17 protein-coding genes and 1 tRNA gene are annotated in these 18,535 nt (G+C 51.6%); 14 read left to right on the top strand and 4 right to left on the bottom strand.

Going from position 1 to position 18,535, the window contains the following annotated elements:
* Nucleotides 1-560 precede the first annotated feature (560 nt).
* The 7 genes from VMX96_06225 to ispH all read left to right on the top strand — a co-directional run bounded on the left by VMX96_06225 (nucleotide 561) and on the right by ispH (nucleotide 5,453).
* Complete coding sequence (locus tag VMX96_06225) at nucleotides 561-1,451, top strand: leucine-rich repeat domain-containing protein (GenBank protein HUU63497.1); 891 nt, start codon at nucleotides 561-563, stop codon at nucleotides 1,449-1,451.
* Entirely contained in the window at nucleotides 1,441-1,626 is a 186-nt protein-coding gene (locus VMX96_06220; GenBank protein HUU63496.1) for a CFI-box-CTERM domain-containing protein, read from the top strand. Before VMX96_06225 ends, VMX96_06220 begins: the two co-directional genes overlap by 11 nt.
* Nucleotides 1,627-2,081: 455 nt before the next feature.
* Nucleotides 2,082-2,927, top strand: a complete 846-nt coding sequence (locus VMX96_06215; protein HUU63495.1) for a CFI-box-CTERM domain-containing protein — start codon at nucleotides 2,082-2,084, stop codon at nucleotides 2,925-2,927.
* 43 nt (nucleotides 2,928-2,970) lie between these two features.
* A complete protein-coding gene (locus VMX96_06210; GenBank protein ID HUU63494.1) occupies nucleotides 2,971-3,174 on the top strand; it encodes a hypothetical protein in 204 nt (67 codons plus the stop codon).
* 39 nt (nucleotides 3,175-3,213) lie between these two features.
* A complete protein-coding gene (locus VMX96_06205) occupies nucleotides 3,214-3,366 on the top strand; it encodes a hypothetical protein (GenBank protein ID HUU63493.1) in 153 nt (50 codons plus the stop codon).
* A gap of 73 nt (nucleotides 3,367-3,439) precedes the next feature.
* The gene (locus VMX96_06200) at nucleotides 3,440-4,483 is read left to right on the top strand and encodes a polyprenyl synthetase family protein (protein ID HUU63492.1); all 1,044 of its coding nucleotides are present in this window, start codon (nucleotides 3,440-3,442) and stop codon (nucleotides 4,481-4,483) included.
* Nucleotides 4,484-4,607: 124 nt separating this feature from the next.
* Nucleotides 4,608-5,453 (top strand): 4-hydroxy-3-methylbut-2-enyl diphosphate reductase, encoded by an 846-nt coding sequence (gene ispH / locus VMX96_06195; protein HUU63491.1) that lies wholly within the window; start codon nucleotides 4,608-4,610, stop codon nucleotides 5,451-5,453.
* 327 nt (nucleotides 5,454-5,780) lie between these two features.
* Here ispH and VMX96_06190 read toward each other — a convergent pair whose 3' ends face one another.
* Nucleotides 5,781-10,001 (bottom strand): acyl-CoA dehydratase activase, encoded by a 4,221-nt coding sequence (locus VMX96_06190; GenBank protein ID HUU63490.1) that lies wholly within the window; start codon nucleotides 9,999-10,001, stop codon nucleotides 5,781-5,783.
* Between the two features lie 123 nt (nucleotides 10,002-10,124).
* Here VMX96_06190 and VMX96_06185 point away from each other — a divergent pair, with 123 nt between their 5' ends.
* The 5 genes from VMX96_06185 (at nucleotide 10,125) to VMX96_06165 (ending at nucleotide 13,993) form a co-directional block, all read left to right on the top strand.
* A complete protein-coding gene (locus tag VMX96_06185) occupies nucleotides 10,125-11,309 on the top strand; it encodes an acyl-CoA dehydrogenase family protein (GenBank protein HUU63489.1) in 1,185 nt (394 codons plus the stop codon).
* Nucleotides 11,310-11,508: 199 nt separating this feature from the next.
* Complete coding sequence (locus VMX96_06180; protein HUU63488.1) at nucleotides 11,509-12,297, top strand: glucose 1-dehydrogenase; 789 nt, start codon at nucleotides 11,509-11,511, stop codon at nucleotides 12,295-12,297.
* Nucleotides 12,298-12,438: 141 nt separating this feature from the next.
* A complete protein-coding gene (locus tag VMX96_06175) occupies nucleotides 12,439-12,747 on the top strand; it encodes a hypothetical protein (GenBank protein ID HUU63487.1) in 309 nt (102 codons plus the stop codon).
* Nucleotides 12,748-12,782: 35 nt separating this feature from the next.
* Nucleotides 12,783-13,109, top strand: a complete 327-nt coding sequence (locus VMX96_06170) for a hypothetical protein (GenBank protein HUU63486.1) — start codon at nucleotides 12,783-12,785, stop codon at nucleotides 13,107-13,109.
* A 278-nt stretch (nucleotides 13,110-13,387) separates the two neighbouring features.
* Complete coding sequence (locus VMX96_06165; GenBank protein HUU63485.1) at nucleotides 13,388-13,993, top strand: MarC family protein; 606 nt, start codon at nucleotides 13,388-13,390, stop codon at nucleotides 13,991-13,993.
* Nucleotides 13,994-14,222: 229 nt separating this feature from the next.
* Here VMX96_06165 and VMX96_06160 read toward each other — a convergent pair whose 3' ends face one another.
* On the bottom strand, nucleotides 14,223-15,143 hold the full coding sequence (locus VMX96_06160) for an NAD-dependent epimerase/dehydratase family protein (protein HUU63484.1): 921 nt from the start codon (nucleotides 15,141-15,143) through the stop codon (nucleotides 14,223-14,225).
* Nucleotides 15,140-16,324, bottom strand: a complete 1,185-nt coding sequence (locus VMX96_06155; protein HUU63483.1) for an NAD(P)/FAD-dependent oxidoreductase — start codon at nucleotides 16,322-16,324, stop codon at nucleotides 15,140-15,142. The genes VMX96_06160 and VMX96_06155 overlap by 4 nt, the downstream gene beginning before the upstream one ends.
* 424 nt (nucleotides 16,325-16,748) lie before the next feature.
* Between VMX96_06155 and VMX96_06150 the strand changes: the two genes are divergently transcribed.
* Together VMX96_06150 and VMX96_06145 are read left to right on the top strand one after the other, a co-directional pair.
* Nucleotides 16,749-17,207 (top strand): HIT domain-containing protein, encoded by a 459-nt coding sequence (locus VMX96_06150; protein ID HUU63482.1) that lies wholly within the window; start codon nucleotides 16,749-16,751, stop codon nucleotides 17,205-17,207.
* A gap of 135 nt (nucleotides 17,208-17,342) precedes the next feature.
* Nucleotides 17,343-17,415 (top strand) — tRNA-His (locus VMX96_06145).
* A gap of 467 nt (nucleotides 17,416-17,882) precedes the next feature.
* Here the strand turns inward: VMX96_06145 and VMX96_06140 are convergent.
* Nucleotides 17,883-18,535 (bottom strand): hypothetical protein (locus VMX96_06140; GenBank protein ID HUU63481.1); only part of this gene is annotated, 653 nt, incomplete at its 5' end.

Below are 18,535 nucleotides of genomic sequence, written 5' to 3'. Positions count from 1 at the left end.
TTGTGGAGTGGTACTACCAGACCAGCCCGCCGGTGGCTGACTTCATATCGGAGCATGATGTATTAAGGACTTTAGTCAGGGAGCTCTTGGTTGACCCTGTAGCTTCGTTAGTGGAAGCCACGGCGGCTATTTGGCGAGATTAGGGCACAAGCCTTCCATAGTATGTACTTAGGTACAGTATCTCTCGGGGTGGCCAGCGGTCAGGCACTTGTATAAATGCTATTTGCGTTAACCCCTTCTAATGGCCATTTAGCTACGGAGCTTGCCAAAGGTGGCTTATGTCAAACCATGTCTGTGTATGATAGGAGAGTAGCTGTGGAATATTTGGGGGAGGTTTATTATATCGTCTCCACACCTTAGCCCTACAGCACAGCCAGGCGTACTACAGGGGATACCCGATGATGGGTGGCCCCTTTGTTATATAGCCCTTGTAATCTAATTTAATGCTGCCTTCGCTACGAAAAGCATACTAGTCACTTTGTAACGGCCATCCATAAGCTTGTTACTGCTATAGTGGTATAATAGAGCAGAAAGCACAGCCAGGCGGATTTGGGGAGTCAATGAAGATGAAGAGAATCCTCATAGTATTAATAGCAATATGCCTCGTTACAATCATTGCGGTTCCTGTAATTGGTACTACAGGATGTTCTCTTTTCTCTACGCCCACGCCTACACCCACACCCACACCCACACCAACTCCAACTCCAACTCCAACTCCTACACCTACGCCTACGCCTACGCCTACGCCTACACCTACACCTACACCTACACCTACACCAACTCCTACTCCTACACCTACACCTACACCTGCTACTACAACTACTCCTACCCCTACCCCTGCTGGTGGGGGAATAAGCTTCCCCGACCCGAATCTTGAGGCGGAAATTCGTCTGGTTATAAGGAAGCCTACGGGAGACATTTTGCAGTCTGACCTTGATAGGCTTATTTCCCTTACAGCCGCAGGAGCTGGCATTACCGACCTCACAGGGCTGGAGCACTGCACGAGCCTGACATTGCTCGCCCTTGCCCTGAACCAGATAAGTGACCTATCGCCCCTGTCTAATCTCACCAGCCTGACATGGCTCTGGCTTGGGTCGAATCAAATAAGTGACATCTCGCCTCTATCTAACCTCACCAACCTGGTGCACCTCGAGCTTTACCTAAACGACATAAGCGATATCTCGGCTCTGTCTAACCTCACAAAGCTGGATTTTCTCTGGATTCAACGCAACGAGATAAGTGACATCTCGATTCTGTCTAACTTCACCAACCTGTATGACCTCGACATCTCCAATAACCCGATAACTGACATAAAGCCTCTGGTCGACAACCCAGGGATTTCGGGGAGTGGGGATACGGTGACTACATGGTTCAATCCCTTGAACGACGCCTCCATCTATACCTATATCCCTGAGCTCCGGGCGAGGGGTGTGTACGTAGATTATTTTTAATTCTCTTGCCGCACCCGGGGAAGATGAGGGCTGGTTCATCGCCACCGCAGCCTATGGGACTCCGATGGCAGGGGAAATAGACGTGCTGCGCCGGTTCAGGGATGAATACCTTGCCACAGAAGAGGCAGCGAAATCTTCTCTTAGTCAGCATCAGGAACACCACTTTGTCCCTTAACCTCCTGTCTTGCTTGCGCTGCCGTCTCCTGTCCTTCACTTTAGTGGTTATCACGCCGCACCGGGGGGACAGATAGCCCCATCCCTTTGATAGATCACTGTGACCTCAAAATGGTCCTTAAATTCCCTTTGCCACAGTATATAGAGCCCTGGTAATCCTAAAGAATACTGCGATACAATTCTCTTGCATCCGCCATCACCTCCTTTGCTTTTGGTTTCTCTAACTCAAAGCCTACAGAGGTCAGCGGGTGCTTTTCAATCCCCCACCTCCTCTCGATAACACCAATTATTATACTAAATAGTATAGGGCCACCCTTTATTACACTAAATAGTGTAAAGCCGACGAGTACATTAAGTTGACAGCACTGACTTTTTATGCTATGATAGTACGCACTATTCTTGGCCTTCGGGCTGGAGGAAAAGCTACATAGAATCACAATGCTAGGAGGGGGTGGAATGAAAAGAAGCTTCCTTGGGATTTTGGTATCGGCCATCATTCTCGTCATAGTGATGCCATTGCTTTTAACATCATGCACCGGCGTACCGGTGGTTGAGGTAACCTCAGAAAATGTAATAAAAAACACGGGCTTTGAAGAGCCAACCGGGAATGTTACCGACCCGCCGAGTGACTGGGTGGCTACGGGCACCTCGCTGGGGCGTACCACAGATGCTTACTCAGGCAACTATTCTGCGTATATATATGGAGCTAATAGTACTTATACGCAAACCGTGCGTATAAAGGCAGTCGCATTATATAGGTTTTCGAGTTATATCAAATCCAATGAATCTACTGCCACGTTGAATGTAACGGTTCAAGATTCGGATGGAGAACCAGTAGAATCCGATGTTCTTTGGCTGGCTGAATCGATGGCTTTGAGGCTACAACCTAACGTTCTTTTATCGACTAATCAGACTGTCTGGGAGAAAGACATGGCCTACTTCTATAGTCCAGAGACGGCATATTATGCTGTTATTGAGCTAGAAATGACTCCTATTGGAAACGCTTCAAATCCAGAGGCGTGGTTCGACGATGTCCTGCTGGAAGAAAAATATGAGTGCTTCATAGCCACCGCAGCCTACGGGACACCTCTGGCAGAGGATATAGAGGTGCTGCGCCAGTTCAGGGACGAATACCTGCTCACCAACGCGGCGGGACGACTGGCTGTTTCCCTCTACTATACAAGCAGCCCACCCCTGGCGGACTATATCAGCAAGAATGAAGGCCTCAGGGCTATTACCCGGATGGCTTTAGAGCCAATTACCTGGCTCTGCTCCAGAATCACTGTCCCACCGAGTCCTTGAACACCGGACAATCTTATTAGGTGTTTCGTAATTGGGGCTTAGTGTGTTATTCGGCTTTTTTCTTCAGCACTGCTCTCGTTCCCCTGTCGGGGATGATGACGGGAAATGCCAGGGCTACTCCATTAACCTCTGTCTGTGCAGCATCCCCAACATGGCGGCACCCATTATTGCCGCCACGGAGCAGCTAACAACGGATGGCATTGATACTGCTGTCGTTAATGCTCGCTTTGCCAAGCCTCTGGACTAATAACTAATTCTGGCGCAGGTATACATGGGAGAGAGACTGATGAAAATCGAGGATAATGCACTCGCTATAGGATTCGGAAGCGGCGTGCCGCCACAACTTTATCCTCCCAAACCGGTTGAGGTTATGTCCCATTGCACTGGCCTGCCAGATAACTTTGTGGAGCATAGCTCCCGGAAGCTGATACACGTTTGACCCAAAAGCTGAAGACATAGCATGGAGGATTACTAGCTCCTTTTCTCATCTTGCTAAAGAGGAGATGACAGGCGTGACAGGTGATCAAAAGGTAAGTGAGCCTTTTGCCTTCAAGAAATATCGTGCTGCTATCAATACCGAACTGAGAGCGGTGTTGGACGATCGACAGTCGCCTTTGTATGATATGATGCGATACCACCTCGGTTGGGTGGATGAGCAGGGTAATCCCATCGAGGCCTCACCCGGGAAGGCTTTGCGTCCGACCCTATGCCTGCTTGCCTGCGAGGCGGTAGGAGGAGCATGGTACAAGGCGCTGCCGGCGGCGGCAGGCATGGAACTGCTGCACAACTTCTCTCTAATCCACGACGATGTCCAGGATGACGATAGGGAAAGGCGTCACCGTCCAACGGTATGGAGCATCTGGGGAAAGCCCCAGGCAATAAACGCCGGCGACGCCCTGGCCACTATAGCCGGCCTTGCCCTGATAGGTCTTGCCCAGCGTGGCGTCCCGGCGGTAAAGCAATTGCTTACTACCAGGCTAATGTACGAGGCTTGCCTCACTACCATCGAGGGTCAGTACCTTGACATTAGCTATGAGAGCCGATTCGATGTCGTGGTGGGTGATTATCTGGAAATGATAGAAAGTAAGACCGCAATCCTCATTGCCCGCTCGCTTGAGATGGGAGCGTTGCTGGGAAGCGATGATGAGGATGTGATAGGGGGGCTCTATCGCTTCGGTAGGAATTTGGGGCTGGCCTTCCAGGTCAGGGATGATATACTCGGTATATGGGGTGATGAGAAGAAGACGGGCAAGCCCTGGGGCAGCGATATTCGGCACAGGAAGAAATCTCTTCCCATTGCATATGCACTTGAGAAGGCAAAGGGTAAGGCGAGGAGAGAACTGGTGGATATATACCAGGAGGAGGCAATTAGTGATGAGGGAGTACGCGCTGTCGTAGGAATTCTGGATGATGTTGCTGCTAGGGGCTATGCCCATGGTCTAGCCATTGGGTATCGTGATGCAGCCGTGGAGGAACTCAATGGGATATCGCTTTTCCCCTGGCCCAGGCGTCAGCTTAGCGAGATAGCTCGTTTTATTGTGGAGCGTGACTCTTGATACGCAGGTTCGAATCTGCAAGTAGTAGGCGCCTATCAGGTAGAGGGAAAAGCGGCAATCAGCCGGCGACCGGCGTCTTTGTAAGCGGCATCGATATTCAGCAGAGGGCTACCATGGGGGAAGAATGGCAAGATTGGTTACCAGAGCTGGTGAACTAGGCTTTTGCCCTGGCGTTGGAAAGGCAGTCGAGACCACCAGGAGGGCGGCCAAAATCGCCCCTGTTTTCACGCTGGGAAGGCTGGTGCACAACGATGCCGTGGTCAGGAAGCTTGAGTTTATGGGCATAGAGGTGATAGAAAGCCTTGATGATGTCCGAGGCCTTGTTGCCATTAGCGCCCACGGTGCCCCTTCCCAAGTTTACCATGAGCTTCAGCGGAGGGGACTGAAATTTATCGATACCACCTGCCCGACGGTCAGGAAAGCCCAGCGAAGGGCATCACAGCTTGCTAGCGAAGGCTACTTTGTTGTGGTCTACGGTGACCCGGAGCACACCGAGGTTAAGGGGCTCCTCGACTGGGCGGGGCCCAGGTCCAAGGCAGGTCTATCCGTCTCCAGTATCTTTAGGGGAAGGCTGCCAAAACGCCTGGCTATCCTCTCTCAGACTACGAGGCTCCCGCATGAAGTTCAGGCATTCGTCAGCGAGGTTTTGACTTCGATGGAAAAATTCCAGGAGATAAAAATAGCGGTAACCCTTTGCCCGCACGTGGCGAGGAGGGCGCGTGAGGCGGCCTTGTTGGCTTCAAGCACTGACCTGGTGGTGGTGGTTGGTGACCCTCAAAGCTCCAATAGCAACCGGCTGGTGGAGAGGTGTAACCAGTTTGGGCATGCTAAACTGGTTTCGTCAGCCCGCATGGTAGATAGCTATTGGCCGGAGCTCAAGGCTGCTCAAAAGGTGGGCGTGACCTCGGGGACCTCCAGCCCTGATTGGCTCATAGATGAAGTGGTAGATGCTATTGAGAGGCTGGAGTAGCTCTCTAATCTATCCCTGGTTTGGGCTATGGAGCTATTATAAAACTGCACTTGCGAGAAGCTCACAATATCCTGCTACGAAAATAGAGCCCTGATATATCTGGACGAACTCTATGCACATGTCATTCCCGCGCAGGCGGGAATCCAGACCGATCGGTCTTCGGGTTCCTGCTTCCGTAGCAATGACAGACGAGGCTGGCGTAATTATGCAACATTTTTATACCCGGTGTTACCGCTGGCGATTGGTATGTTGGATAACGATAGATCCACGGTAAAAATGAATGTTACTTGGGTCAGGGAAGGGTTAATAAAAACAACTCGCGGTCCGTTATCGGGGTCGGGGGCTGCTGCAGAATCTGAGCACTTCGGCGAAATTGTTAATCCGCTCCAGATTATTGCTCTCCAGGGTGCCGTCATAGGTAAGGTTGATCCAGGGCTTAGCGTACATTTCACTGAACTTATCCGACATTGCCGCCACCACTCCACCGGGCATACAACCATGCGGCATTACCGAGATCACGCCGGCAAACTCGGGGTTCTCCATCCAGTCGATTCCGCTTCCGATGCTGATCACTGCCTCGCCGCCACACTTTGGAGAGAGGTATTGACACGAGAATGCCAGTATCTCCTTGGTGGAGGGCTCCCGCGGATCGATAAGGCCATTGAAATTGATGGCTACTGAGTGCTCATCGTGGTCCTGCAGCCGTTTCCTGATATAACCGGTAACCACCTTTTTCAGCTTCCTCTCCCTGATACCATCCTCAATGTTGCGGTGGGTCATGTACTTGATCCATTCCCCCATTGGGGAAATGATGACCTCAAGTCCAGCATTCTCGCACTCTCTCGCCAGATCGCAATTGCTGAACCGGTTAGAGCGCAGGAATATCTCGCCGTTGATGCCCACTAGCGGTCTTCTCGGCTTATCTAGGTCGATCAGGGCGTGATATTCAGAGGTGGCATCCCGCAGTATATCGCCGAGATCATACTTCTGGCGCATCCGCTGGGCGATCCTGTTGGTGTATTCTATGAATAGCTCATCTGCGACTCCGGCTGACTTCTCATAGGGGCGGGTGCGCCAGAGGAGCCTCAGGAGGTAATCCATGGCCACAATTCCCTTCCAGGCCAGGCGCTCGAAGGCTATGCCCAGCCCCAGGTCCCGATAGGCATTGTTCGAAACCGTGGTCCGTATCGGAAGGTCAAACCCGAGCTCCCTGAATATCCTCACCTGCTCTATAGCGTATTTCCCGAAACGGCAGGGCCCGAAGGCGCTGGCCATGAACCCCTCAACTGCCTTCAGGTCAACCTCGCCGTGGCCGTTCTCGTGAAGGAACATCATGAAATCGCCCAGGGTTACGCGGTAGGGCAGGCATTCCGTGCCTGAGGTTACCTTGGTGCTGTAGAGAAGGGACTGTTCTGTCGACTCGGGGAGCACGGTGGCCTTAACCCCGAATGCCTGCATGGTAGCGGCCAGTACCTCGGCATGCGGGGCCATCCTCGGCATGAGAATGCTCTTTCCCGAATTGACCGATGTTGGCGCTGAGCGGTAGGCATTCGCATTCCACCCAGGGGTTTCCTTGCCGCTGCGGGCAAAGCCGCTAATGGTATCGACGAATGCCTCCAGGCGGGTAACGATGCCCGCCTCAGCGGCATGCTCATCGATCTCCAGCTGGCCCAGGGGCTTGCCCCCCATGATATCCTCGACAATCTTGATTATGAAGGAGTTGGGTCCGCAGCCGAAGTTTGTCAGTACAAGCCCGTATAGCCGCGGGTCTGAGGCGGTAAGCGCTGCGCCGGCGATGTGCTTTCCCTCGTAGAACCAGTAGGGACGATCTGAGTACTCCTTGATGTCCACTGAAGCGAGTGGCAGGAAGTCGATGGGTATAGGCACGACGCCAAGCTGGGCCAGCTTTTCCGCTATCCCCAGGTTTGCCCCCGAGTCCTGAGACATATAGGACCTGGCGAACATTACCACGCCTAGCTGGTTATTCTCGCGGATTCGCTCGATTATCTTCCTCCCCACCTCTACTTCTGCCGCCTCAAACTCCCGCTGCGCTGCAATACCGGCAAGGGCCGCCTTCCTTCCCCGCTCTCTGCTGAAACCCATCTTGGCCGCGACCTCGGTAAAATTTTTAATAACATCGCTGTCTCCCATGCTGAAGTCTATCGTGGGCACCAGCAGCCGTTTTTCCAGGCCGAGAGCCTGTCGTATGATGTAAGGGGATGCCTGGACGAGGGGGCAGCTATACTTTTGGTCCTCATCACCATCTTTTAATCCCAACCGGATGGCGCTGGGATAGAGGATGTAGTCCACATCAGTGAGGCTTGCGGCATGGCCATGGAGCAGCTTGATGGGGAAACAGCTATCGGTATAGCTTAGCTCAGCAGCCTGCTCTATGATTTGATTGTTGGTCTTGCTCGAAAGGACAACCTTGGCGCCGAGGGCATTGAGGAAGGCGATAATGAGTGGTGCATAGTCATACACAATTAGCGCCCGGGGGACCCCTACCGAGGGCCCGGATCCAGAACTCTCTCGGTATTCCTTGAATAGCAGCTTCTCCCGTTCATCGAAGGGGGTTTCCTGCCTCTCCTGTTTAATGGTACTATCGAAGAGATCGCACCGGCTGCCGTAGAAGGTGGGTGGCTGGCCGGGCATCTCCAGGCGACTTATGGTACAGTTATTGTCGCATATCTTGCAGACGAAGGTGTTAAGGGTATAATTGCTCTCAATGACTTTTTGAAACCCCTTAAATTTGGAGCTTGTAGGAACTTTCGATGGCTGCCCTTTCCCTAGCCCCTCATTTTTCTGAGCGATGCGGCTGGCTTCATAAATCGAGCTTTGACCCTCCATTTCCTCCTTGGCCAGCAGTGCTGCTCCTATTGCGCCGCTGACCTCCTTGTGTTCCGGCACAATCAGGTTCTTCCCCTGGAGTGCCTGCCTGAAGGCGGAGACAATGGCGTCATTGTAGAATACCGCTCCGGTGAGTATTACACTGTCTCCCAGTTTCCGCGTCCCTACCACCTTGGAAAGATAATTACCGGCAATAGAGTTTGAAAGGCTGGCTGTTATTACCTCCAGGGATACGCCTTCCTGTTGGGCTGAGGAAACGGCCTGCCCCATGAAGGCGGCGCATCGTGATCCAAGATCGATGGTATGAGGCGCCTGGAAAGCCAGAGCAGCGAAATCACCGTTATTTACAGAAATACCCAGTTGCTCCGCTAGCTCATCGATAAAGCTTCCAGTTCCCGCAGCGCATGACTTGTTCATCTGGTAATCCACGACAACGCCGTTTCGCTTGATCACCAGCTTCGAGTCCTGACCTCCAACCTCGATGATATCCGCTTCGGGGTCTATATCTACGGCAGCCCTGGTCTGCGCCGTGATCTCATTTCTTATCAGGTCGGCACCGATGAAGCTGCCCACCAGATATCGCCCCGATCCGGTAACGCCCACCCCGGCTATCCTGGCCTTATCCCCGATATCACGGTGCAGGTTTCTAAAGACCTCGGTGATGGCGTCAACAGGCTTTCCTGCGGTCATGAGGTAGTTCTTTGCCATGACCGTTGTGCCGGATTGGTCAAGGATAACCGCCTTGGTGCTGGTGGAGCCAATATCGACCCCGAGGTATCCGGTAAAGGGCTTATCAATTTTAGGAGCGACCCACAGATCTTGCTGGGTGACTTTATCTAGCCTGGGCGTTTGGTAGTAGCGTTGCTTCGTATCCGTTACTGGCAGCAAGGTAACCTTGGAAATCTTCCCGGAGTCCTTTGCCAGTAAGGCTGAACCCAGAGCTTCAATATACAGGTAATTCTCGGGGACAGTTACATTTAATCGATACCCATTTCTGGAAGAGAGCATTTCATTTATGGAGTCCACTATTGCACTATTGGCGGCAACTCCACCGACAAAATAGATTGGCTCCTCCAGAGCCCCTCTGGTTAGTGAGGTAACCCCCCGGGCAATGCTGTCACAGAGCCCGCAGAGCATTGTGCCCAGGGGCACGCCCTTCTGCTGGAGGTGGATAAGGTCGGTCTTGGCAAAAACGCTGCATCTGGCAGCGATCCGCGGCATGGTGTCGTCGACCCGCTGTGCTAGGCGGGCAAAATCCTCCATGCTGATGCCCAGCCGGTATGCCTGTTGGTCAAGGAACCTTCCGGTTCCTGCTGCACAAAGCGGGTTTGATGCCACCTTCCATGGCTTTCTCAGCCCGTCCTCCAGCGCGATTACCAGGGAGGTCTGGCCGCCAATCTGGATGATGGTTTTTACGTCGGGGTGGGAATGGAGTAGCCCTGAAGCGATCGATAGCGAACTGCTGTACACTGACCAGTTTAGCTCTCCGGGTATTACCGCCCTTCCCGAGCCGGATACACCAGCCCCCTCAATCTCTTCAAGATTGATTTTTTTGCTCAGCCTTGTAATGAGCGAAGCTACCGCAGCCTGCGGGCTGGCGGTTATCTTCTCGGTGTCAAGCGCAGCTATCTCGCCGTTCTCGTCGATTAGCGCTAGCTTGGCGGTAACCGAGCCAATATCTATACCTAAAAAGTGTATCATTTTACCCAGTACTAGTTACGAAATAGTACCATATTAAGCACAGCATTGCAAGTTGCTAATGGCCTTGACAATATGTGCATTTTTTCACTAATATATATATAGGTTGATTGAAAGGTAGATTAATTGGATTTTCGATTCACCGATAAGGAAGAGGCCTTCCGCAGAGAGGTCCAGGATTTCCTTAAGCGAGAGCTTCCTGAGTCGCATGAACGGGCGGTGCTCCATGGTGGGGAGACGGATGAGGGGTGGGAGTTCACCAGGAAGTTCACCAGGAAACTGGGTGAGAAGGGCTGGATCGCTATCTGGTGGCCCCGGGAATATGGCGGCCTGGAGGGCTCTGATATTGAATATCTCATCTTCAATGAAGAGACCGCCTACGGCAGGGCACCGCGCATGGACGGTGGTGGAACGGGGATCGTGGGGCCTACCATCCTCGCCCACGGAACAGAAGAGCAGAAGAAACGTTTTCTCCCATCCATAGCACGGGGGGAAGTGATGTGGATCCAGTGCTTCTCCGAGCCCGATTTTGGCTCCGACTCTGCCGGAATTAAGACTACGGCAGTGGAGGATGGGGACTATTATATAGTTAACGGGCAGAAGACGTGGATAAGCTTCGGTCTACGCGGTGACCTTTGCTATATGACGACCAGGACTGACCCCGAGGCACCCAAGCACCGCGGGCTCAGTTTTTTTCTGGTCGATATGAAGACCCCGGGGATTACCGTTCGCCCTATAACCAACATGGTTGGTGCCGATGGCTTCTGCGAGGTCTACTTCGATAACGTACGCGTTCCAAAAGAGAACCTGCTGGGGGAGAAGAACCAGGGTTGGATGGTAATGATGACCACGCTCAGCTTTGAGCGCGGTACGCTGGCTTCTCTCGCTGGCTCGATGCGACGTACCCTCGATGACCTGGTGGCCTTTTCCAGGGGAGCGCGCTATAACGGTAAACCCCTGGCGCGGGACCCCCTAGTGCGTCAGAAGCTGGCTGATCTTGCTATCGGTGTTCAGGTGGCACGCCTCCTTACTTATAGGACAGTGTGGATGCAGGGGCAAGGGCTCGTTCCTACCTGTCAGGCTTCGATGTCCAAGCTGTTCAGTGATGAGATGAACTTTGAGATTACCCGCGTGGGAACTGAGATCATGGGACTCTATGGTCAGTTGGCCTGGAAATCTATTAAGGCACCGTTCAATGGGGAGATGGCGGGTAACTACCTAAACAATCTTGGCTGCCTTTTCGCCGGGGGTACCCCCGAGATTCAGCGTACTATTATGGCCACTATCGGGCTGGGGTTACCGCGACGCTAGCCCTTGACTTTGGGATAGACGTTATAGTAGACGTCATATTAATATATGAACGGCTGTACCACTGATGGTTGTAAGTTGCTTGCGTAAGCCCGATTTCCAACGGGTGAAGAAGGCAAAATACTGGAATCTCACTATAGGTAAGCGATAGAGGCTTTATGTCCTATCTTACCTAGTAGAGGATAAAAAAGGAGGATTGTAAATGGAACTGGGACTAAAGGGAAAGACCGTGATCATCACTGGTGGGGCGTCTAATATCGGGCGCGGAATTACCCTGTGCTTTGCTAAAGAGGGCACTAATCTCGTGATCGCCGACCTTGATGAAAAACAGGCCGGCAAGGTGGCAGAGGAAGTCGAGACCTTTGGAAGCAAGGCTATTGCAGTGAAGACTGATGTCACTGACTACGCTGATGTGGAAGCGATGGTTAAGAAGACAATAGATGAATTCGGTGCGGTGGATGTTCTGATAAATAACGTGGGCTGGGACCTGCAGCAACTCTTTATCGATACAACGCCAGATTTCTGGGACAAGGTAATAGCTATCAACTATCGGAGCGTGCTGAACTGCACCAAGGCGGTGCTGGGCCACATGATAGAGCGCAATAGGGGTGTCATCCTAAGCACAGGCTCCGATGCGGGGCGCATCGGTGAGTTTCGAGAGGCAGTCTACGGGGGCACTAAGGGCGCGGTTATCGCATTTACCAAGGCAGTTGCCCGGGAGGTTGGCCGCTACAATGTGCGGCTTAACGTCGTATGTCCCGGAGTTACCATCCCTAAGGCCGAAGATGAGTATGGTGAGGAAAGTGGTTGGAAGCTCTCTCGTAGTTTCTTCACCGATGAGATAAAGGGAAAGATCATCAAGGCTTACCCGCTGCGCCGACTGGGTACATCAGAGGACATCGGCAATGCAATGGTATTTCTGGCATCGGATGCCGCCAACTTTATCACTGGCCAAACACTCAGCGCAAGTGGCGGATATTCCATGATGTAGCTGCCGGAGGCGCCTTATACGGCATCCTAGTTACAGTAAGGTTGACGTCTCGTATTGCATACTGTACAATCTATGGGGTTGTTGTGGCGGTGAGAAGGTATGAAAAGGAGGGCAATAGGGTAATATTGCGGATTATGTAAAATGAAAGTGTGGTCGAGGGGTCTAGGGAAACAGGCATTATTTGCGGACTGGTTCAAAACCGATTTGGAACTGGAAGGTGGAACTCTAAAAGCTAAAGGAATTGTGCGAGACAAGGGGATCATCTGGGATTGCCAGTTTACATTTACCAAGGAGGATATCCCGGGACTTTTACATATGCTCTTGTCGTCGCCGGTATTACGCCTTTTCGGCAAAAACCCAAAGTTTGTATTGACCTTTGGTTATAACAGATTTATTATGCGGCGAGCTGGCAAGGAGAAGCCAAGGAAAAAAGCCAAGCGCAGTTCATGAGGGTTAGTCTAATAGTATAGAGGTGACTACTTAAAATGAGATTTTGGTCAAAAGGTCTAGGAGAGCGTGAACTGGTTATCGACCTGAGCAAGGGTAATCTGGCACTTGAAGAGGGCAAGGTCTGTATGCGTGGCATTATCGTGGAGCCGGTTAACTGGAACTACGAGATAACCCTTTTCCCGGAGGATGTGCGCGGGATATTACGGGTGGCGCTTTCAATTCAGGGGATAAGCTATTTCATGAAGAATATATCCGGCGTAGGCACTTTCATTAGCAGACGGGGGAAGATGGGGTCAGAGGTGCCAAAGGTCGAAAAAGAGGAAAAGAAGGGCGAAACGGTTAAAGAGCAAAAGGTTGCCTAGCAGCGCTCACCATTATTTGTTAAGGTCAATAATTATCCCCCGGTGAGAATCACGATGTATTAATACGCCGGATAGAGTTAATTTAATACTAAGCGAGGGGCTCGCCTCACGGCGAGCCTTTCTAGTAGCACTAAGCTCACCAGGTTTTCGGGTCATCTGCAGCATGCCTCAGGTGTTTGGTAGACAGGCTGGCCAGCCCTCCCCCGATGATGATAGTCGATTTCTCGGCCATTTTTATTTATTTGGTTATATGGTAGTCTATGGGAGGAGAATGATATATGGTGTACAGCTATCCTGAATCCTTCATATTTACTTTTATTCCCCTGTTCATCGTTATAGATGCTTTGGGGACTTTGCCATTTGTTATCTCTTCGAGTGAGGATATGTCCACGCCTGAGAGAAAGAGGATGATTCATATTGCCATGATTACTGCGGCCCTTGTAGGTTTTACCTTTTTATTCTTTGGGCAATTTATATTGAACGTTCTGGACATATCTATAGGCTCTTTTGCGATTGCAGGTGGATTTATCCTGCTAGTTCTTTCCATTAAGTATATGACAACAGGTCGGATGGTAGAGTTAATCAAAGAGGAAATGGTAGCTATTGTACCGATCGGAACGCCTTTAACGGTTGGTCCAGCGACGATTACTACATTACTACTCCTCGCAACTCAATTCCCTCTATATATTGTCGTGATCTCATTTATTCTAAATCTCTTCATAGCTTGGTTAATATTCCTACTCAGTAATCATATTATTAGGTTCATGGGACAGGGAGGAATAGAGGCGATCTCCCGGGTATTTAGCCTGTTGCTTGCTGCTATCGCAGTGAGTATGGTTATTAACGGGCTATACTTACTAGGCATAATAGAAACCGCGGATTAGAACTGTATGGAAGCGATATTCTTTGAAGCGGGAATACGAAATGTGTTTATAGAGAGCTGAAAAAGAGGTGTACGATACTTCCTGCCAGGGATGTGGGGCTGCCGGTATTAAAAAGTCCCCCAAGTATAGGGGGGATTAGGGGCTTGATTGAGACTAATTCAGCAGTCTCATATATTATGTAAATCTGTTAAAGACTATACTCTAACCTATCTTTGTGTAGTAATCGCTATTACGCTTGCGCCTTGAAATAGCCCACCGTTTTAATGATCCCTTCCTTCAGTGATAGCGTGGGGCGCCAGCCCAGCTCCTGCTCTGCCCTGCTCCAGTCGAGGCACATACGTTGAACCTCCCCAGGGCGAACTGAGGTGTAAAGCGGGGGGTCATCGTATCCAACTGCCTCAGCGACGGCATCGTAGATCTCCTGGTCCGAGGTCTCTACTCCGGTACCAATATTGCAAATAGCATTTGTCCCCCGCTCCGTAGCCAGGAGATTGGCTGCTACAACATCGGAGACGTGGGTATAGTCCCGGGTCTTATTACCCGGTCCGAATATGGTGGGCTGCTTTCCTCCGAGCATCTGGCGAGCGAATATGGCGACTACCCCGGCCTCGCCAAAGGGGTTCTGCCTGGCACCATAAACATTAGCGTATCTGAGCACCACGTAGTTGATCCCATATTGGAGGGCATATAAGTGTAGGTAGTGCTCCACGGTATGCTTGGAGACCCCGTATTGTGAGACAGGATTTATGGGGTGATTTTCGTCAACGGGCAAAGACTGTGGCTCGCCATAGATTGCCCCACCTGAGGAGGCATAGATAAACTTCGCCACCCTGTAGTGAACCGAGTTAACGATGACATTGAGGCTGCCCAGAATGTTCTCCTGGGCATCGAAGAGCGGCTCGGTAACCGATCTCCTGAGGTCTATTTGCGCGGCGTGATGGCATATAATATCCGGCCTTTCCCGCTCAAAGACCTCCGCCAGCCCCTGGTCACCTATGTTTAGCTCATAGAGCTTGGTTTGTGGATTGACATTCTCTCGGCATCCGGTGGACAGGTTATCCACCACCACCACTTCATTGCCCCGCTCAATTAAGGCATCAACCAGGTGGGAGCCGATAAAACCCGCTCCTCCTGTAACCAGTATCTTCAATCCTTCCCTCCCTGACTGAAAAGTTCGTGCCATGGTCCCAGATAATTTAGACCCTTTATAATGGCCTTGCCGTGCCAGTCAAAGGATATATCAGGTGACCGGAGCAGTGATTCATGGATTCCATTTAACATAGTGAGGTGAAACAACTGATCGATCTGGCGGTCAGAAAGCCTCTCGTATAGGCAGCGGGCGAAGTAGCCAATCTGCAACTCCCACCCGATCCTCTCCTGCCACGCCTTTTGATAGCTGGAGAAGAGCTTTTCGGAGAAGGTATCGGTGGCGAGTGCCTGGTGCAAGGTATCGACGGCCGCCTCGGCACACAGCAGGCCATAATACACCCCGCCGCCGGTGGTTGGTTTCACCTGTCCTGCGGCATCTCCTACTACGACCACCCTTTTCAGATAGGTTTTAGGCAGCGGCTTTAGCGGAATGCCTCTGTAGGTGATCTCGGCCCGGGGTGATGCTATCCTGCCCTGCTCAGAAAGCGTGACCAGAAGCGTCCTGAGGTAGTCGCCCGGTTTTCTTCGAGAGAAGAGCCCAACCAGCGCCCGTTTTGGGGCGGTGGGCACAAACCAGGCAAAAAACCCGGGAGCCATCCCCTGCCCGAAATAGACCTCTAAATCGCTCTTTTCACCATGCTGACCTTCCCCATTACCACAATGGTAGCTCACCTCAGCCTGAGCCCCCATGACAAGGTCGCCCACCCTACCTAAACCTAGCTTATGGGGGATTGGGGAGTTTAGTCCGCTGGCAATGACTGCAGTCTTGGCATCGCAGGTTTTTTGATCCTTCGTTTTAACCCTGACATGGTGATTCAAAACTGCTACATCCGTCACCCTGCTACCTGTAATGTAGTGAGCTCCTTGCCCTTGAGCTTTCTCGGCGAGAGAGCGGTCGAAGGCAGCACGATCGATAGTATAGGCTTGAACGCTATCCCGCTCCAGCCTTAGCTCCTTCCTTGAGGGGCTGAATAGCCTGGCTGAGCTTACCTCCCTCAAAACCATGCCATCGAAGAGGGGGAAGTGCTCGACGCACTCCGCCCCGATAATCCCGGTGCAGTTCATTGGCTCACCGATATGCTCGTGCTCCTCGAAAACAACTATCCTATGCCCCAGGCTCGCCAGGCGGTGAGCGATGTAGCTTCCGGTAGGGCCTGCGCCCACTATTATTGCATCATACAAACCGTCGTACCTCGAAATTCAGCATTGGCTCATAGCTATTGCTCATTATAGCATACAAAATACCTGTATGTGGTAGTGCTCAGATGGCTCAGTTACAGGTATAAATGGGTATTCTGCGTGGTGAATCACACTTCAAATTCACTCTAATCCCGTTGCTCTCCTTCTTTGTGTGGCAACAGAGAAAGCGAGGGAATCTGGCTCAGGGTAAGCTGGGCTAACAATCTAAAGTATCCTTTTGCCATCCATTCGTCATATCGGGGTTGGGGTGACATTGGGATAATGTGCCACAAGTGACATGAACGATTTACGTTGAATAGCTAAGGATAATATGTTAGAATCAACCTGCCTGACGCTCGACTCAGACTCAGTTACTGAGGGATGGCTGTTGAAGACACTATGGACGCCCTGGAGAAGGGGGTATATTTTGGGTGAAAAACCGCCAGGTTGCTTGCTCTGCATGAAACCGCAGAGCCCTGTAGCGAGTGATAGGGAAAACTATATCCTCTATCGGGGCGAAACTTGCTACATTATGCTCAATCTCTTCCCCTATACCAACGGTCACCTGATGATCGCTCCCTACCGGCATGAGGCGAGTATGGAGCGTTTGGATGATAAATCGCTCTATGAAATGATCGCTCTCACCCGGGCCGGCATTGCTGCGCTGACCAGAGCCCTATCGCCCGCGGGCTATAATATCGGCATGAACATGGGAAGGGTTGCCGGGGCGGGCATCGCCGACCACCTTCATATGCATGTGGTGCCCAGGTGGGAGGGGGATGCAAATTTTGTGTCAGTATTAGCTGAGACCAGACTGATTCCGGAGGATCTTGATACTACCTACGATACACTGCTTCCCATCCTGGCTGAGCAGATATCCCGGTGAAGCGGTTGGGGAAAGGTTTTTATACGTTTAAAAATTCCACAAAGAAGGCTTATACAAGCAATCCTACCCCCGATTAGCGTCGGCTTCAGTAATTATGGCTGATAGCGGGAGGTTATGCTAAAGTGGTATCAGGTGGTGGGCGTAGCCTAGTGGTTAAGGCGCCAGGTTGTGGCCCTGGAGATCGAGGGTTCAAATCCCTCCGCTCACCCTTTTAATATAATAAGAGACCGCTGAAAAAGAGGTGCCCCGATATAATCGGGGCCGGGGGTCTGGGGGTGTCCCCCAGATATAAATAGTCCCCCAAGATTGGGGGATTAGGGGGTTGATTGAGACTATTTCAGCAATCTCAATAAGCTGGGCAAATCCTTTTTGCTGAAGCTTAGCGGCGAATGTCCCTGCTTTCGGGAAATAACCCACAGAGAGAAAGAGCGCCCGTAGCTCAGCGGACAAGAGCATCGGTCTTCGGATGATGAGCCAGGTACGACGTCCCATATAGTCTGAGATGGTTAGTCTGTCCGCTCTGGAACCCAAAACTACGAGACGACACAGTTTACCATAAAAACTACCACCGACGGGGAGCGTCACAATACCAGTTACGGCTTGAGCGTGAGCCATAGACAGATAAAGAGGGGCCACCCATTATCGGGTAGCCCCTTATACTCAATCTAGCTTGGGCTACTCCACGGTAATTTTCCCCTTACACGCAGGATAAAGAGTACAAACATAGAATTCACGGCCAGCATCTGGACCTTGCTTTGCTGTCCTTATAACCATTTTAGAGTCGCACAATGGACATCTGATACCTTCATACGTAATATCTTCAGGCTCATTGGGCGTCTTCCTAAGCTTAGGAAGGTAAATGATGGCTGCAAGTAACACCAATGCAGCACAGAGTACACCAACAACGGGCCAGATCCAGGGCGGTAGTCCGCTAGATGCCGAAGCCGGTGTAGGTGTTGGCGTTGGCGTGGGTGTCGGTGTAGGAGTGGGCGTGGTTGCAGGAGTAGGAGTGGTCGTGGTTGCAGGAGTGGGAGTGGTCGTGGTTGCAGGAGTGGGAGTCGGAGTGGTAGTATGAGAAATGACTCGGAAAGGCAGCTCGGTGCAGACGCCTAGGCTCATCGGTATCGATTCCCCGTCTACCAGCCCGTATGCAAGACGAGACTCAACACAAGCGAAGTAGTCACCTGTCTCGGCCTCGGCGGGTATCGTCAGGGATATCGACACAAACTGATGTTCGTCTGGATCGAGGGTCATTGTCTGGGGATTGAAGGTGAACCACTCAGCCGGCGGCTTGATATCCGTCTGTCCTGGCATGTAACCTATGTGCA

This window comes from Dehalococcoidia bacterium, assembly GCA_035528575.1.
Lineage (GTDB): Bacteria > Chloroflexota > Dehalococcoidia > E44-bin15 > E44-bin15 > DATKYK01.
The sequence above is the reverse complement of the archived record's forward strand: the minus strand, read 5'-3'. Positions and strand labels throughout refer to the sequence as shown.

Coding starts and splice junctions, on each gene's coding strand:
- VMX96_06205 (HUU63493.1), top strand. CDS start 3,214: ATGAAAATCGAGGATAATGCACTCGCTATAGGATTCGGAAGCGGCGTG.
- VMX96_06215 (HUU63495.1), top strand. CDS start 2,082: ATGAAAAGAAGCTTCCTTGGGATTTTGGTATCGGCCATCATTCTCGTC.
- VMX96_06175 (HUU63487.1), top strand. CDS start 12,439: ATGAAAGTGTGGTCGAGGGGTCTAGGGAAACAGGCATTATTTGCGGAC.
- ispH (HUU63491.1), top strand. CDS start 4,608: ATGGCAAGATTGGTTACCAGAGCTGGTGAACTAGGCTTTTGCCCTGGC.
- VMX96_06190 (HUU63490.1), bottom strand. CDS start 10,001: ATGATACACTTTTTAGGTATAGATATTGGCTCGGTTACCGCCAAGCTA.
- VMX96_06225 (HUU63497.1), top strand. CDS start 561: ATGAAGATGAAGAGAATCCTCATAGTATTAATAGCAATATGCCTCGTT.
- VMX96_06165 (HUU63485.1), top strand. CDS start 13,388: ATGGTGTACAGCTATCCTGAATCCTTCATATTTACTTTTATTCCCCTG.
- VMX96_06180 (HUU63488.1), top strand. CDS start 11,509: ATGGAACTGGGACTAAAGGGAAAGACCGTGATCATCACTGGTGGGGCG.
- VMX96_06170 (HUU63486.1), top strand. CDS start 12,783: ATGAGATTTTGGTCAAAAGGTCTAGGAGAGCGTGAACTGGTTATCGAC.